This window comes from Exiguobacterium sp. BG5(2022) (assembly GCF_031844365.1).
Lineage (GTDB): Bacteria > Bacillota > Bacilli > Exiguobacteriales > Exiguobacteriaceae > Exiguobacterium > Exiguobacterium profundum.
On the sequence record NZ_JAUZVB010000001.1, the window covers coordinates 1,333,368 to 1,348,977 of the forward strand.

Consider the following 15,610-nt stretch of genomic DNA (forward strand, 5'->3'; position numbering starts at 1 on the left):
TTCATGCTTCATTTTCTATATTCCCGCTTCAGATTGTTTCAGAACCACTTCTGTCCATGCGTTCGAATAAATCGAAGTTCCTCTTGGTAATGATCGTAATGTCCTTCGTCAATCATCTTTTGGAAGGCGACGTCTCCTTCCGCAGCTTTTCGTTTCATCAAGAGACAGAGCGCTTCAATCCGTCGTTGTAACATATCGAACAAGTCGACCTCCGCTTGCTCCCAACCATAGGCTTCGAGAAACAACGATACACGCTCTTTATAGATCGCATCGTCTCGATCGGCATCATAATAGATGACTTCCCCTGTTTCAGCTTGATGGCGACGACTGAGCGGAACGAACGTATAAAGGGCATAGACGATATCCCAAGCTCTCGGACCTGGCGCAGCCAAATCAAAGTCGATGATTCCTGCCACTTTTCCTTCATGGAAAATTGTATTGTAGACAGCGAAGTCGTTATGACAGATGACCTCTAACGGTTGTGGTGTGTGATCGATTGGCTCCCATTCGGATGTCCATTCAAAATCGATTGACGCATCATGCAGTCGTCTCATCAAGCGCGCGACGTCTTGAATCGCCTCATCAGCCCACATATAGGATTTAAGAGGATAGTCTGCCGTCTCCCCCTCGATATAAGTGAGCACCTCTCTTCTTGTTTCATCGATACCGACAAAGCGTGGCACGCCAGACAGTTGCTTCGCCTCCAAATGCTTTAAATAGCAATGGATGCGTTCACTCCCCACTTTTTGCGAACGATAGACGTAGTTCCCTTTTCGATGAACGATGGATACGTTCCCGCCACTCAACCTTTTTTCTTGTTCATTCGATTGGTCCATCCAATCTCCCCCTACTTTTTATCAGTCACGTTCAGTATACAACACGAGGTCTCAATGACTAAGAAGTTCGACACAGAGCGTTCGCGTCCGTCAAAGCGGTACCGTGACTCTTGCAGGAAAGCATCGGTGCCGCAAAGACGGATAGACGACCAATCAGCTTTTCCACCGTTGATTAAACGGATATTCCACACACAAAAAAACAGGCCCGCCGATTGGCGAGCCTGAAACAATCAATTATTTTTTGAGGTTGTAGAACGACTTGATACCGTCGTATTTCGCTACATCGCCGAGCATGTCTTCGATGCGGAGAAGTTGGTTGTATTTCGCGATACGGTCTGTACGTGAAAGTGAACCAGTTTTGATTTGTCCAGCGTTTGTCGCAACAGCGATGTCTGCGATTGTCGCGTCTTCTGTTTCACCAGAACGGTGTGAGACAACTGCTGTGTAACCAGCTTTTTTAGCCATTTCGATCGCGTCAAATGTTTCTGTGAGCGTACCGATTTGGTTAACTTTGATGAGGATCGAGTTTGCGATTCCTTTTTCGATACCTTCAGCAAGTTTAGATGTGTTCGTTACGAAGAGGTCATCCCCAACGAGTTGAACTTTGTGTCCGATTTTATCTGTGAGAAGCTTGTGGCCATCCCAGTCGTTTTCGTCACAACCATCTTCGATTGAGAGGATTGGGTACTTGTCAACGAGCTCAGCGTAGAAGTCTACAAGCTCAGCAGTTGTGAGTGACTTGCCTTCGCCAGCGAGTTCGTATTTACCAGTTGATTTATCGTAGAACTCAGAAGATGCAACGTCCATTGCGAGGTAGACGTCTTCACCTGGTTTGTAACCAGCTTTTTCGATCGCTTCAAGGATAACTGTGATCGCTTCTTCGTTAGACTTCAAGTTTGGTGCGAAACCACCTTCGTCACCGACAGCTGTGTTAAGACCCATACCAGAAAGAACTGATTTGAGGGCGTGGAATACTTCAGCACCCATGCGGAGCGCTTCACGGAATGTTGGCGCGCCGACAGGCATGATCATGAACTCTTGGAAGTCCACGTTGTTGTCCGCGTGCGAACCACCGTTGATGATGTTCATCATTGGTGTTGGAAGTGTCTTCGCGTTGAATCCACCGAGGTATGTGTAAAGTGGGAGACCGAGCTCATCTGCTGCTGCGTGAGCTGCTGCCATTGACACACCGAGGATTGCGTTAGCACCAAGTTTCGCTTTGTTTGGCGTACCATCGAGTTCAATCATTTTCGCATCGATTGCGTTTTGGTCGAATACATCGTAGCCGATAAGTTCTGGTGCGATCGTGTCGTTCACGTTCGCAACTGCTTTCAAGACACCTTTACCAAGGTAACGTGACTTGTCGCCATCGCGAAGCTCAACTGCTTCGTGCTCACCTGTTGATGCGCCTGATGGGACGAGGGCACGGCCGAAACCGCCGTCTTCTGTGAAGACTTCTACTTCTACTGATGGGTTACCGCGTGAATCTAAAATCTCGCGTGCGTAAATTTCTGTAATCATTGACATGAAAAATCGCTCCTTTTCGTTTGAAAAATAGTTGTATTATTTTGTAACGATTGACGAACCAGTCATTTCAGCTGGTTGCTCTCCACCGAGAAGGTGAAGAAGCGTTGGGGCGAGGTCGCAAAGTGCGCCGTCGAGAACTGGTTTCAGTTCGACTCCCTCTTTTGTGACGATACACGGAACAGGTTCCGTCGTGTGCGCCGTCATCGGTGAGCCATCCGGGTTCGTGACGATGTCCGCGTTCCCGTGGTCCGCTGTGATGATGGCCGCGCCACCTTTAGCAAGTAATGCGTCCACTACTTTACCGAGGCATTCGTCGACCGCTTCGATCGCTTTCTTCGTCGGCTCAAGCTTCCCTGAGTGACCAACCATATCCGGGTTTGCGAAGTTGATGATGTATGCATCATACTCATCTGACTCGATACGCTCGAGCAAACCGTCTGTGAGCTCATATGCGCTCATTTCTGGTTGCAAGTCGTACGTCGCGACTTTCGGTGAAGGGACGAGGAGACGATCCTCACCTTCAAATGGTTGTTCTTTTTGTCCGTTCAAGAAGAACGTGACGTGTGGGTACTTCTCTGTTTCTGCAGCACGGAGTTGTTTGTACCCTTGTGCAGAGAGCGTTTCCCCGAGTGTGTTTTTCAAATCTTCCGGTGGGAAGACGATATCCGTGTCGACCTCATCCGAGAACTTCGTCATCGAGACGAGCAAGATGTTCTCTGGATGTTTGCTTGAGAGTTCGAAGCCTTTGAAGCCGACTTTCTCTTTGAACACTTTTGCGAGTTGGATCGCCCGGTCCGGACGGAAGTTGAAGAACATGATGGCATCGTTGTCCTGGATTGTCGCGACCGGCTTGCCATCTTTTTCGATGACAGTTGGTAACACAAACTCATCCGTCAAATCGTTCTCGTAAGACTTCTTGAGAACTTCGACTGGGTCCGTGCCAACTTCGCCTTTACCGTTTACGAGGACGTCGTATACTTTCTCGACGCGCTCCCAACGGTTGTCGCGGTCCATGGCATAGTAGCGACCAGACACGCTAGCGACTTGACCGACACCGAGTTCAGCAAGCTTTTCTTCTGTTTCCTTGAGGAAACCAGCTCCTGATTTCGGATCACAGTCACGGCCGTCCGTGAACGCGTGAATGTACACTTTTTCGATGCCGTGGAGTTTTGCGAACTCAACGATGGCAAACATGTGATTGATGTGCGAGTGAATCCCGCCATCTGATACGAGACCCATGATATGGAGGCTCGAATCATGTTTCTTCACATGACCTGCCAAATGGTTCATCGCCTGACGGTCGAATAACGAACGGTCTTTGATTGCGTTGTTCACGCGTGAGAGTGACTGATAGACGACTCGGCCGGCACCGATGTTCAAGTGACCGACTTCCGAGTTCCCCATCTGTCCTTCCGGAAGACCGACGTACTCGCCTTTTGCGTTTAAGAGCGTATGTGGATACTGCTCCCAGTAGCGATCGAAGTTCGGTTTGTTCGCAGCCATGACTGCGTTTCCGAACGATTCGTCACGCATCCCGAAACCATCTAAAATGATGAGTGCGACTGGTCTAGCCATTTAAATCGCCTCCAACAATTTGAGGAACGAAGCGGCTTCAAGTGAAGCACCGCCGACGAGTGCGCCGTCGATATCTTCCTGTGCCATATACTCTTTGATGTTCTCTGGTTTTACAGATCCACCGTACTGGATGCGTACTGCAGCCGCTACGTCTTCACCGTAAAGACCTTTCACCACGTCGCGAACATATTTACAAGAGCTTTGTGCGTCTGCTTCGTCCGCTGATTTCCCTGTACCGATTGCCCAAACTGGCTCATACGCGATGACGAGTTGTTTGACTTGGTCAGCAGAAAGGTCAGCGAGACCGCCTTCGACTTGTGTTTTGATGACTTCTTCGAACTTGTCGCCTTCGCGCTCCTCGAGTGTTTCACCGACACAAACGATTGGCGTAAGACCGTGTTCGAACGCTTTTTTCGTTTTGCTGTTGATGAACGCATCCGACTCACCGAAGTACTCGCGACGTTCTGAGTGACCGAGGATGACGTAAGTCACGCCGAGGTCAGCGACCATCACTGGGCTGATTTCGCCAGTGTAAGCACCGCTATCTTTGTCGTACATGTTTTGTGCACCGAGCTTCAAGTTTGACCCTTTAGCTGCTTCTACCATTGGTGCGAGGAAAAGTGCTGGAGCACCAATCGCTGCATCTACTTTGTCAGTAGATGGGATGTTGTTTTTCACTTCCTCAACGAAAGCAACAGCTTCCGAGAGTGTTTTGTTCATTTTCCAGTTACCTGCAATAATCGGTTTACGCATCGATAACCCTCCTCTAAATTACTTGTCGTTCAACGCCTCGACACCTGGAAGTTTTTTGCCTTCCATGAATTCGAGTGACGCGCCGCCACCAGTTGAGATGTGACTCATCTTGTCAGCAAGACCAAACTTGGCTGCCGCAGCTGCTGAGTCACCACCACCGATGATTGAGTATGCATCGCTGTCTGCAAGCGCTTGAGCGACACCTTTCGTTCCGTTTGCGTATTTATCGAGTTCGAATACGCCCATCGGTCCGTTCCATACGACAAGTTTCGATTCGCGAATCGCGTCCGCGTAAAGTTCGACTGTCTTCGGTCCGATATCGAGACCCATGTGATCCGCTGGGATCGAGTCGATATCGACTGGGCCGACATACGTTTCTTCGCCGAATTCTTTTGTGATGACGCAGTCGACAGGCATCAAGAATTTCACGCCTTTGTCTTCTGCTTTCTTCATGAATTGACGAGCGAGGTCAAGCTTATCCTCTTCAAGGAGTGACGTTCCGACTTCGTGCCCGAGTGCTTTCGAGAACGTGTACGAGAGTCCGCCACCGATGATGAGTGTGTCAACGATGTCAAGAAGGTGGTCGATGACCCCAATCTTATCCGCTACTTTCGACCCGCCGATAATCGCCGTGAACGGACGGTCTGGGTTTGAAAGAGCTTTACCGAGAACTTCAAGTTCTTTTTCCATCAAGAGACCAGCAACGGCTGTGTCCACGTGGTGCGCAATCCCTTCAGTTGAAGCGTGTGCACGGTGAGCCGCGCCGAACGCGTCGTTGACGTATACGTCAGCAAGTGCTGCGAATCCTTTTGCAAGTTCAGGGTCGTTTTTCGTTTCACCTGGGTAGAAACGAACGTTCTCTAAAACGACGACATCGCCTTCAGAGAGGTTAGCGACCGCTTCTTCTGCGACCGGACCGTATGCTTCTTCGACGAGCGGTACATCTTTTCCGAGGAGTTCAGCGAGACGCTTCGCTACTGGAGCAAGTGAGAACTCAGGGTTCTTCTCGCCTTTTGGACGGCCGAGGTGGCTCGCAAGGACGAGTTTCGCACCACCGTCAAGCAAGTGCTTGATCGTTGGAAGTGCGGCTTGGATCCGAGTTTCGTCTTGGATGACGCCATCTTTGAGTGGAACGTTGAAGTCAACGCGGCAAAAGACGCGTTTCCCTTTTACATCGATGTCACGAATAGACTGTTTGTTCATAACTTTCGCCTCCATATGTCGTGCGTGTCATTTCATAAATAGAGCGGAGAACAATCTCTTGTTTCCGCTCCTATTTGATTCTATTTAGTTCACGAAATTACTTCGCGATGTTAGCGAAGTGCTTAACTGTGCGAACCAATTGTGCAGTGTAAGACATTTCGTTGTCGTACCAAGAAACTGTTTTAACGAGTTGCTTGTCGCCAACTGTCATGACTTTCGTTTGAGTCGCGTCGAAGAGTGAACCGTATGTGATTCCAACGATGTCAGAAGAAACGATTTCGTCTTCAGTGTAACCGAATGACTCGTTCGCTGCTGCTTTCATTGCTGCGTTTACTTCGTCAACAGATACTTGCTTGTCAAGTACAGTTACGAGCTCAGTGAGTGAACCTGTAGCAACTGGTACACGTTGTGCAGCACCGTCAAGTTTTCCTTGAAGTTCAGGGATTACGAGACCGATTGCTTTCGCAGCACCTGTTGTGTTAGGAACGATGTTCGCTGCAGCTGCACGCGCACGACGGAAGTCACCTTTCGGGTGTGGAGCGTCAAGCGTGTTTTGGTCGCCAGTGTAAGCGTGGATTGTCGTCATGAGACCTTCAACGATTCCGAACTGGTCTTGAAGTACTTTAGCCATTGGCGCCAAGCAGTTTGTTGTACAAGAAGCACCTGAGATAACTGTTTCAGTACCATCGAGGATGTCGTGGTTTGTGTTGTAAACAACAGTTTTCATGTCACCTGTAGCAGGAGCCGAGATAACAACTTTCTTCGCGCCAGCTTTCAAGTGAAGCTCAGCTTTTTCTTTTGAAGTGAAGAATCCAGTACATTCGAGAACGATGTCTACACCGAGGTCTCCCCATGGAAGTTCTTCAGGGTTACGGTTAGCAAGCGTGATAACTTTCTCTCCGTTTACGAGGAAGTGATCGTCGTGTACTTCAACTTCTCCGTCGAAACGACCTTGAGTCGTGTCATACTTGAGAAGGTGCGCAAGCATCTTCGTGTCTGTCAAGTCGTTGATTGCAACAACTTCGATTCCTTCGTTTTTGATGATCTCGCGGAATGCCAAACGACCGATACGTCCAAATCCGTTAATACCAACTTTTACTGCCATGTTAATTTCCTCCTTAGGGTAGAAGCTATTTATTGAAGAGCCAACGGGGGGTCAACTCTTTAATAACAAGTTAATAATTCTTTCGCCGCACCTTCGTCTGTGACGAGGATGATGTTCGACGTGTGTTTCGCATAAGCGGCGATTGCCTGTGCCTTCGATTTTCCTCCGGCAACCGCGATGACGGCATCCATGTCATCCAGCTCTTCGAGTTGGATTCCAACCGTCTTGACGCGATGGACGATCTCACCTTCAGCATTGAAATAATATCCGAATGCCTCGGCGACGGCGTCATGCCGTTCAATCATCCGCAAATGCTCCGGTGATGCGTGACGGCGCTTTGCCATCGTTTCTGCCTCACCAATTCCATGTACCACAATTCGCGCCGCTCTAATCATTTCCAACACATTTTTGATGCTAGGTTCCTCCACCATCCGGTCGAACGTTTCTTGTGATACTTCATCCGGAATATGTAGAAGATGATAGTCTGCGTGGGCCCGGTCCGCCATGCGTGAACAGACGGTGTTCGCCTGAAGTTCAAGCGTTTCGCCGAGACCTCCGCGTGCGGGCACGAAATGCATCGGGCGTTCTTTTTTATCGGGCGACATCATCGCCGCGACCGATGCCATCGTCGTTCCTCCCGTTACCGCAATCACATTATCATCCGGTGCGAGCCGCGCTTTTAGTTGCGTGACCGCCGCCCGTCCGATATCGCGTTGGACCCAGAATGTCTCATCCGAGTCACCCGGTACGATGACGACTTGGCGAACCCCTAATTTCTCTTCGAGCTCTCTTGCCACTTCTGAGATCCCAAGAAGTTCTCCCATGATCTCGTGCAAGTCTCGTAAGACGTTTCGTCCCGTCTCACTGAGGGAAATTCCTTGAGTAGCGACGTAAAGAAGACCTTGATCTTTCAAAAAGTCGACTTCTCGTCTGAGTACCCGTTCGGTCAGTCCCAAGCTCGTTGCGAGTGTCCTGCGGCCAATCGGCTGCATCAAGCGGACATAATGTAAGATATCGTAACGATGTCGGAGCGTATCGAGCAGGTCAGGGACAATTTGCTTCTGAACGTGAATCAGTTGCTGGATCATGCTCATACCCCCTCGACTTTCAGTGTGGACAACTTTTGTCCCACTTTTTTATTTGCGTCCCACCGCTACGAGTTCATCTTATCAATCACTTTTCCGTCTGGCAACCCCTTCAAACGTTTTTTTTCGATGTAAGCGTATACTTAACAAAATCTTCAACTTTGTTGTCATCATATCGCCCTTGACTGATGACTACACCTTCATGTATGAGAACGGGGATTTCAAAGAGGTACTTTGCCTCGAGCACCTCATCCCCGGTGATGTCGATCTGTTCGAGTTCAATCGGGTAATCTTCCTGTAACCATTCGAGCATGACGACCGCCTCGTCACATAGTGAGCAATTGTCACGTTTATATAAAGTAAGTTTCATTTTCGTCATCCCTTCCATACCTGTCGCTCGCGCTCGCGCGAATTACCGAATCCAAGCTCTTCCCGATAGTTCGTCACCGTCCGCCGGGTCACTTGATAACCGTATCGAATCAATTCATTCGCAAGCGCCTGATCACTTTGTGGTGCCTTCTCTCGTTGAATCAGTTCTGCGAGTGCCCGTTTAATCATAAATGGCGAATGCCCGCGACTTGTAGACCGAACAAAAAAGTGTCGCCATTCCATGATGCCACTCTCGGTCTTGGCGAACTTCCCTTGGATGGCTCGTCCGACCGTCGATTCATGTTTTCCGATGAGCTGCGCGACCGTCCGTCGGGTCAACGGATTAAGGACAAGTTCCCCTTTGAGCCACTCGGTCTGACGTGCTTCAATGATTGACCAAATCTCACGCAGCGTTTCGTTCCGCATCGAAAGGGACGTCATCCACCATTTCGCCTCACGGTCATTCCCGACACGCGACTCGTCGAGTTCGGGACTGAGCCACGTCGTGACGAGTGTCCCCTCTTCATAGCGTACCTCGACTTCCGGAAAAACGTGACCCGTTTCTTCATATAATAGAGGACGTTTCGGAAGTGTCGCGACGATTCGTTCGAGTCTTGCCATTTCCTCCTCTGAAATAGCAAGAGCAGTCGTCATCTGTTGAGGACTCACCCCACTCTCAATCGCTTCGAATACATCGACGATGCGAGGGTCCTCATGTTCGATCGCATGTCGATATTGACACTCCCGTTCTGTTCTCGCCCCGATCCCCGTCGGTTCAAGAAATAAAAGCGCCTGCCTCGCCTGTTCGATTCGAGTGACGTCGACACCGAGTCGTGTCGCCAACACCTCATTCGCATCCGGCAATAATCCCCGATGGTCGAGCAAGAGGATGAGTTGTCGTCGCAACGCTTTCTCATCCTCACTACCGCTACCCTCATAAATCTGTGTAAACAGCTTCTCCTCAAACGAGCTCGCCGCATCTGCAATCCAATCGATGCCCCCGCTCCCGATTTGAATGTTCGTGTTATGCCGTGCAAGACGCGCCAGCCGGAATGCGAGCGCAAGACGGTCCGCCTCAAGGACCGGTAACCGCTGCACGAGGTCTTGCGTCATCTGTTGTTGCTGGATTTGTTTTTGCTCCTGCCGTTGCATCGTTCTCCCCCCTCTTTTCTATTGTATCGAACCCGCTTCCGTCGCGCTCAAAAAAGCTATGTGAACAGGATTGCTTTTTCAATAAAACAAATGTATAATAAATTCGTGTCACAGATATGCACCCGTAGCTCAGGGGATAGAGCACTGGTTTCCGGTGCCAGGTGTCGGGAGTTCGAATCTCTCCGGGTGTATCAGATGTAGAGGTCAGGCAGATTGCCTGGCCTCTTTTTCGTTTCACGATAAGAAAATCGTGGAATAGGTGAAAAACGATGACTATCGTTTGACCATCATTGACTATACAGGTATGATGAAATTACAACCTACATAAAGGAGGCAGATTCAATGTTAATTCCAACAGTTATCGAACAGACAGGCCGTGGGGAGCGCGCGTATGACATCTACTCACGCTTGCTTAAAGACCGCATCATCCTTCTCGGAAGTGCGATTGACGACAACGTCGCGAACTCAATCGTCGCACAGCTCCTCTTCCTTGCAGCTGAGGACCCAGAAAAGGACATCTCACTCTACATCAACAGCCCAGGTGGTTCGATCACAGCGGGTATGGCGATCTATGACACGATGAACTTCATCAAGCCGAACGTGTCGACGATTTGTATCGGAATGGCTGCATCGATGGGTGCCTTCTTGCTCCAAGCCGGTGAAAAAGGAAAACGCTTCGCATTACCGAACGCAGAAATCATGATTCACCAACCGCTCGGCGGCACACAAGGCCAAGCGTCAGACATCAAGATTCACGCAGAACGCATCATCAAGATGCGCGAGAAGTTGAACCAAATCATGGCAGAAAACACTGGACAGCCTCTTGAAGTCATCGAGCGCGATACAGAGCGTGACTACTTCATGGCAGCTGACCAAGCGAAAGACTACGGTCTCATCGACAAAGTCATGACACGTTAATTTTCCGAAAGACACACAATCCTAATTGGATGTGTGTCTTTTTTATTGACTTCTGAAACCTGCAAGTTAAAAAGATATTGACCCTATTTTCTGAACAAGAGACCTATAATAAATAGGAATATATAGATAATGTAGACCAAATCGGGAGGTTTATTTTGAAAAAATTATTACATTTCAGTTCAATTATTCCGTTTGATGATTCGGATAATCATGCTTCATTACCGGAATATTGGATGCATTCACCTGAAGCCATATGTGCTCTTACTAAAGATGATGAAATTTGGTTCGTCAACTCTTCGTTCGAAAAGTTGCTTTCAGAATCCATCGAAGAATTTGTTGAAATACTGTCAAACGAATTGGACCCTTTTGCGGAATCCATGACTTCGTTACACGATGGGATTCAAGTTCGTCTTCAACCGTCGAATCGTCTATTTCAATTGATGCCCGTCCCTATTTCTGTTCACCCTGAGATTACCTTGGTGTTCTCGGTGATGGAGCGAACATATGAAAATGAGCTCGCACAAGAACGCATGCGCTTTGATGCTTATCGTCAAGTCTTCGGCGACATTCACGGTCTCGCCCTCTTTGAGTTCAATTTAGAGACTCACTATTTCGAGACATTTGGATCATTGAAAGATATGTTCGGACTTAGCACTATTTCATCGGATACACATACACCGCTACTCTTCAAACAGTTACTCCATCCAGATGATTTAAATGTGTATTTAAAGATTCTTGGTGAGTTGATGATCGACCCTGAGATTGAGATGCGGGAGTCTGTTGTTCGAATCTTTCATTTAGAAGAATCGCAATACCACCATTATGTCGTACGTAGCCATTTATCTATGGATCGAAAACTACTTACATGCGCGGTGATGGATCAATCGGTCTACCAAACTGACAATGAGAAGATTGAGAAATTCAATCAGTTTATCGAAGCCGGGATGATGGAGTTTGATTTTCAGAGCGATACGTTCCAACACGTTTCTCCTGGCCTATTCCGTATGATTGGATTTGAGATTGAGCCTTCTGATATCACGCTCGAATTTTGGAAGCAGTTTCTTCATCCAGAAGATTTGGAACGACTAACCTCATCACGTCATGAGACGTTACAAGGAGAATCCGCTACTTACATATATCGTGTTTATGTAAAGGATGAATTGAAGTGGGTGGAAGAAAAGCGTGAACCTATCTGGGATCAGAATAAAAATGTAACCGGTTACCGTTCCTATTTGAAAAATATTACGCGACTGCAAGAACAGGAGCAAGAAATCACCACATTACGGACAGTGGACCCGATTACGGGAATTGCCAATCGAGATACGTTAAAGACACATATCGAAGAACTATTAGAAGAGGCGCAATCCGTCACGATGATTGGAATTTCCTTCAATCACTATGCGGAGGTCAAACAAACACTAGGCTTTGAATTAGCGGATGAATGGAATGCCGTAACGATTGGCACGCTCCAACCTTACGTTCCTGATGATGCCTTATTAGCTGTCATTCATGAAGATTTATACTGCATCGTGATTCCTAGTTATTGGACCGATGAGAGAGTCCGGCGTTTCGGTGAAAAGTTGACCACCTTGTCCGAACGCGCTTACAGCATCAGTGAGTATGAAATCTTCCCACACGTTTCCGTCGGTGTCTGTCGCTCCCCACATGACGGGATGACAGCGAACGAACTGATTGCCCATACCGTTCAGGTGACGAATCACGCTTACACACAGGGACATTCCAATCTGGCGTTCTATTCATCGAGCGTTGACTTGCCATCCTTGCGTCGCTATACGTTGATCAATGATTTACGCACCGCCATCAAAAATAGGGAGCTGTTTGTTGTCTATCAACCGAAAGTCCATGCGTGGACCGGTGAAATTGTTGGCGCTGAGGCACTGATGCGCTGGACACATCCAACTTGGGGACCCATCTCGCCTGCTGAATTTATTCCGTTGATTGAGCACAACCAACAGATTGTGGAATTGACGGACTTTTTAATCGAGGAAGTCTGTCGATTTATGAATCAGCTTCCGACATGCATCCCGATTTCAATAAACATTCCGGCTTCCTATTTCTATCTAGATAACTACATGCAACAAATTCAACAATCCTATACGAGACACAACATCCTACCTCATTATTTAGAAATCGAAATTCCAGAATCGACGCTATTGGAGAACCGAGATCGAATGAAGTCCGTGTTTGAGACATTGAATGCATTCGGCATCACCGTGTCATTTGACGACTTCGGTACCGGTTATTCTTCACTCGCGTACGTACAGGATTATAATATCCAAATCATGAAGATCGACCGAATTTTCGCACACGGCATTCATCAAAATGTGAAATCACAAGCCATCGTCCGTAGCTTGATGTATATCGCAAAAGAATTTGGCATGGATATCGTCGTCGAAGGTGTAGAATGTTTCCGTGATTTGAATTGGTTGCGGGACCATGGTGTCCAAACGATCCAAGGTTATCTCTTCAGTCCACCGGTCGAGAGCGAGCAGATGATTCTTCTCCTTGATCAAACGTATTTGCCTCCGACGGAAGTGAGTTCACTCGAGGGCCATACGATGCTGATTCCCGTTCAAATGATTTTTTCTCGCATCCAATCGTTCACGTCCGATTTGGGTCGAGCACCTGCTCTAGTGTCGATGGAAGATCGTAAGTCGTTCAAATTATATACGACCTTGTTTTTACCGCCGAACGATTTTTTACAGTTCTCCATTCTGATGAAATCGCAGGACCAACCGATTCCTGTCAACATCATCGGAACTCCCGACTTCGAGGACGGGATTTACACATATGAATTAGAGCCAATTGAACAGAGTTTACTAGAGGGCGCTACTGAGCACGCCTTCCATCTCACTCCGGAGCAAGCTAAAAATACGTTACATCTCCATCATTTTCTCTAAAAAAGAACGCATCGATGGATGCGTTCTTTTTTCTATTCGATGGGCATCCAAATCTCAATGATGTCGTCCGCTCCACCTTGACCGTGAATATAGCGCTCGAAGTCGACCGCGTCTCGTAGCGTCACGTCTGGAACGTTTACTAGCTGCTCATACGTAGACGGAATCATCGGGATGCCTCCCTGCACCGTCGCGACGATATAGTTCCCTTTCGTCAGTTCGACACTTCGCGCACTTTCTCCCGACACCGGCTTCGTCATCCCCGCGACATAACCGTTCTCCTGCGGGAGACAGACCCCGTACGATTCGTCTGTCGTCAATTCTGGTTGAAGCTTGGCCCACATGTTCGGAATCTCCTCTAACGTACCACCATATCCATAGACGGAAATGGCTTCATTCAACATCTCATATCGAATCTTCATGTCGTTCCCTCCTGATTGCATCAATCGAATCTGCCTCTCGATTCGATGAAGTCGTTCGATTTCTGCCTGGACTTCATCCAATCGTGTTTCTAGTAATGTATCAACCGGTAGACCCGATTGAATTTGTTCTAGACGGAGTCCAATTTGACGTAATCGTTTGATTTCACTTAACCGTCGAATCTCTTCCATCCCGTACATTCGATACTGATTCTCGGTCCGCGTCGGGCGGACCAATCCGCGCGCTTCATAAAATTTGATCGCCTTGACCGACAATCCGGTCACATGGGCGACTCTTCCGATTGGAATCACGGTTTCCCCACCTCCTACTTTCACTGTACAGTCGCCCCTTAGAGGCAGGTCAATCATTAGTTTTCAGGGACCCGGACACCGAAGACGTATCGGCTATCTCCTTGCGACCACTCTCCGCCGACTTCATAGAGATAGATGCCCGGCTCATCCGGAACGACAAGTTCGGAAGGGACGAGTTCTCCATCCTCGATTCGATTGAAACTCGATGTCATCGGTTCTGCATGATAGACGACATCGATCCGGTCTCCCGGTTTGACAGTGATCAGTTGAAGATCGTCCGCTTCCGGTAGTCCGTAATCGGCGCATGTCGCTTGATTGCCGGTCTCCCAACAGTACGTCGATTGTTCCACTTCTGCCGATACCGAACCAACCCGAATCGTTGGAAGCGGCGGCTTGACACTGTCCTCTCCATCCCCAAATAAGGTCATGGCGAAATAAACGATTCCCGCCCCGACAAGTACAAACAGTAAGATCATCCACACACGTCGATTTCGTTTCACGGTCTCATCTCCTTTCTTCACTAGTTCCCTGTCACGAGATAAAATCCCTACTCTAACAAAAAAAGACCCACTTTCGTGAGTCTTGTGCGTCATTTCGGGCGACGCAGTCCTTTCATCATATAACCGCCTTTGAAGTCGATTGGGTCAAATGCGACGAGGAACGCTTTCGGTTCATGCTTCTCGACGAGTTCACGCAGTTCTTTCATCCGGGTACGGGCCGCCAATACGTCAAGACGGTAACGGACCCCGTCACGTCCTTGCCCTTGATAATGCGTAACTCCATATCCGTTGTCACGTATCTGTTGGATGAGTTCCGCTGGATATTCTTTCGTATGGACTTGAATCATGTTGTAACCGATGGCGAGTTTTCGTTCGACGAAACCGCCAAGTAAGATTCCGAGCCCGAAGCCGACCGCATACACGATCATACCTACCGTCGTCAGATCCTGGAACACGATGCCGAGCGCAAAAATATAGATTAGCGTTTCTAACGTTCCGAATAGACCGGCGATGACGGTCTTCCCTTTCACGAGCATGATCGTCCGGAGCGTTAACACCGGAACGTAGATTAGTTGTAGCAGTAGGATGAGTAAGATTTGACCCATTTGATCGACCTCCGTTCCAATTCATTATCACCACTATTCCAAATTTCTGAAAGAGATGCAACTAAAAAAGGCTGACCGGAGTCAACCTTTCACTTAGTTATCTAGATTCTTTACGCTCGTGAGCAACTCGTAGTCTTTACGAATGACTTCGTAGATTGCGTTCTTGTCCCCGTTCAACAACTCTTCCGCACGAAGCTGGTTCAAGAAGAGGCTTGTAGCGAACGTGACGAGTGCACTTTTCGGAATTCCGATTTCTTTAGCACGCTCTGTGATGACCTGGTCGAGCTTAGCGTCAATCGTGAGCGATAATCTTTTCTTTTCATTCGACATAAT

At 48.3% G+C, this 15,610-nt stretch carries 15 protein-coding genes and 1 tRNA gene; 3 read left to right on the forward strand and 13 right to left on the reverse strand.

Going from position 1 to position 15,610, the window contains the following annotated elements; all coding sequences use genetic code 11:
• Window positions 1-38: 38 nt before the first annotated feature.
• From Q9R25_RS06850 to Q9R25_RS06890, 9 genes are all read right to left on the reverse strand, one after another.
• Entirely contained in the window at window positions 39-836 is a 798-nt protein-coding gene (locus Q9R25_RS06850) for a phosphotransferase enzyme family protein (RefSeq protein ID WP_012726907.1), read from the reverse strand.
• A 234-nt stretch (window positions 837-1,070) separates the two neighbouring features.
• Window positions 1,071-2,363, reverse strand: coding sequence for a phosphopyruvate hydratase (gene eno, locus Q9R25_RS06855; protein WP_012726908.1), 1,293 nt, complete (start codon window positions 2,361-2,363; stop codon window positions 1,071-1,073).
• Between the two features lie 36 nt (window positions 2,364-2,399).
• Window positions 2,400-3,938, reverse strand: a complete 1,539-nt coding sequence (gene gpmI / locus Q9R25_RS06860; protein WP_012726909.1) for a 2,3-bisphosphoglycerate-independent phosphoglycerate mutase — start codon at window positions 3,936-3,938, stop codon at window positions 2,400-2,402.
• Window positions 3,939-4,691, reverse strand: coding sequence for a triose-phosphate isomerase (tpiA, locus tag Q9R25_RS06865; protein ID WP_078147302.1), 753 nt, complete (start codon window positions 4,689-4,691; stop codon window positions 3,939-3,941).
• Between the two features lie 18 nt (window positions 4,692-4,709).
• Entirely contained in the window at window positions 4,710-5,894 is a 1,185-nt protein-coding gene (locus Q9R25_RS06870; protein WP_074036297.1) for a phosphoglycerate kinase, read from the reverse strand.
• Window positions 5,895-5,991: 97 nt separating this feature from the next.
• Window positions 5,992-6,999, reverse strand: a complete 1,008-nt coding sequence (gene gap, locus Q9R25_RS06875) for a type I glyceraldehyde-3-phosphate dehydrogenase (protein ID WP_012726912.1) — start codon at window positions 6,997-6,999, stop codon at window positions 5,992-5,994.
• Between the two features lie 59 nt (window positions 7,000-7,058).
• Complete coding sequence (locus tag Q9R25_RS06880) at window positions 7,059-8,087, reverse strand: sugar-binding transcriptional regulator (protein WP_084543053.1); 1,029 nt, start codon at window positions 8,085-8,087, stop codon at window positions 7,059-7,061.
• Window positions 8,088-8,196: 109 nt separating this feature from the next.
• On the reverse strand, window positions 8,197-8,454 hold the full coding sequence (locus Q9R25_RS06885) for a glutaredoxin family protein (protein WP_230872831.1): 258 nt from the start codon (window positions 8,452-8,454) through the stop codon (window positions 8,197-8,199).
• Window positions 8,455-8,459: 5 nt separating this feature from the next.
• Window positions 8,460-9,605 (reverse strand): RNA polymerase factor sigma-54, encoded by a 1,146-nt coding sequence (locus tag Q9R25_RS06890; RefSeq protein ID WP_311282952.1) that lies wholly within the window; start codon window positions 9,603-9,605, stop codon window positions 8,460-8,462.
• Between the two features lie 118 nt (window positions 9,606-9,723).
• Between Q9R25_RS06890 and Q9R25_RS06895 the strand changes: the two genes are divergently transcribed.
• From Q9R25_RS06895 to Q9R25_RS06905, 3 genes are all read left to right on the forward strand, one after another.
• Window positions 9,724-9,796 (forward strand) — tRNA-Arg (locus tag Q9R25_RS06895).
• Window positions 9,797-9,947: 151 nt separating this feature from the next.
• On the forward strand, window positions 9,948-10,523 hold the full coding sequence (clpP, locus tag Q9R25_RS06900) for an ATP-dependent Clp endopeptidase proteolytic subunit ClpP (RefSeq protein ID WP_012726916.1): 576 nt from the start codon (window positions 9,948-9,950) through the stop codon (window positions 10,521-10,523).
• A 155-nt stretch (window positions 10,524-10,678) separates the two neighbouring features.
• Window positions 10,679-13,444 carry a putative bifunctional diguanylate cyclase/phosphodiesterase gene (locus Q9R25_RS06905; protein WP_311282953.1) on the forward strand — a complete coding sequence of 922 codons (2,766 nt, stop codon included), beginning with the start codon at window positions 10,679-10,681 and terminating at the stop codon, window positions 13,442-13,444.
• Window positions 13,445-13,476: 32 nt separating this feature from the next.
• Here Q9R25_RS06905 and Q9R25_RS06910 read toward each other — a convergent pair whose 3' ends face one another.
• The 4 genes from Q9R25_RS06910 to Q9R25_RS06925 all read right to left on the reverse strand — a co-directional run bounded on the left by Q9R25_RS06910 (window position 13,477) and on the right by Q9R25_RS06925 (window position 15,607).
• Window positions 13,477-14,172 carry a MerR family transcriptional regulator gene (locus Q9R25_RS06910; RefSeq protein WP_074036291.1) on the reverse strand — a complete coding sequence of 232 codons (696 nt, stop codon included), beginning with the start codon at window positions 14,170-14,172 and terminating at the stop codon, window positions 13,477-13,479.
• Window positions 14,173-14,228: 56 nt separating this feature from the next.
• Window positions 14,229-14,672 carry a hypothetical protein gene (locus tag Q9R25_RS06915; protein WP_311282954.1) on the reverse strand — a complete coding sequence of 148 codons (444 nt, stop codon included), beginning with the start codon at window positions 14,670-14,672 and terminating at the stop codon, window positions 14,229-14,231.
• Window positions 14,673-14,761: 89 nt separating this feature from the next.
• Window positions 14,762-15,277: a DUF2179 domain-containing protein gene (locus tag Q9R25_RS06920; RefSeq protein ID WP_311282955.1), complete on the reverse strand. Its 516-nt coding sequence runs from the start codon at window positions 15,275-15,277 to the stop codon at window positions 14,762-14,764.
• A gap of 93 nt (window positions 15,278-15,370) precedes the next feature.
• Window positions 15,371-15,607 (reverse strand): hypothetical protein, encoded by a 237-nt coding sequence (locus Q9R25_RS06925; RefSeq protein ID WP_012726920.1) that lies wholly within the window; start codon window positions 15,605-15,607, stop codon window positions 15,371-15,373.
• Between the last annotated feature and the right edge of the window lie 3 nt (window positions 15,608-15,610).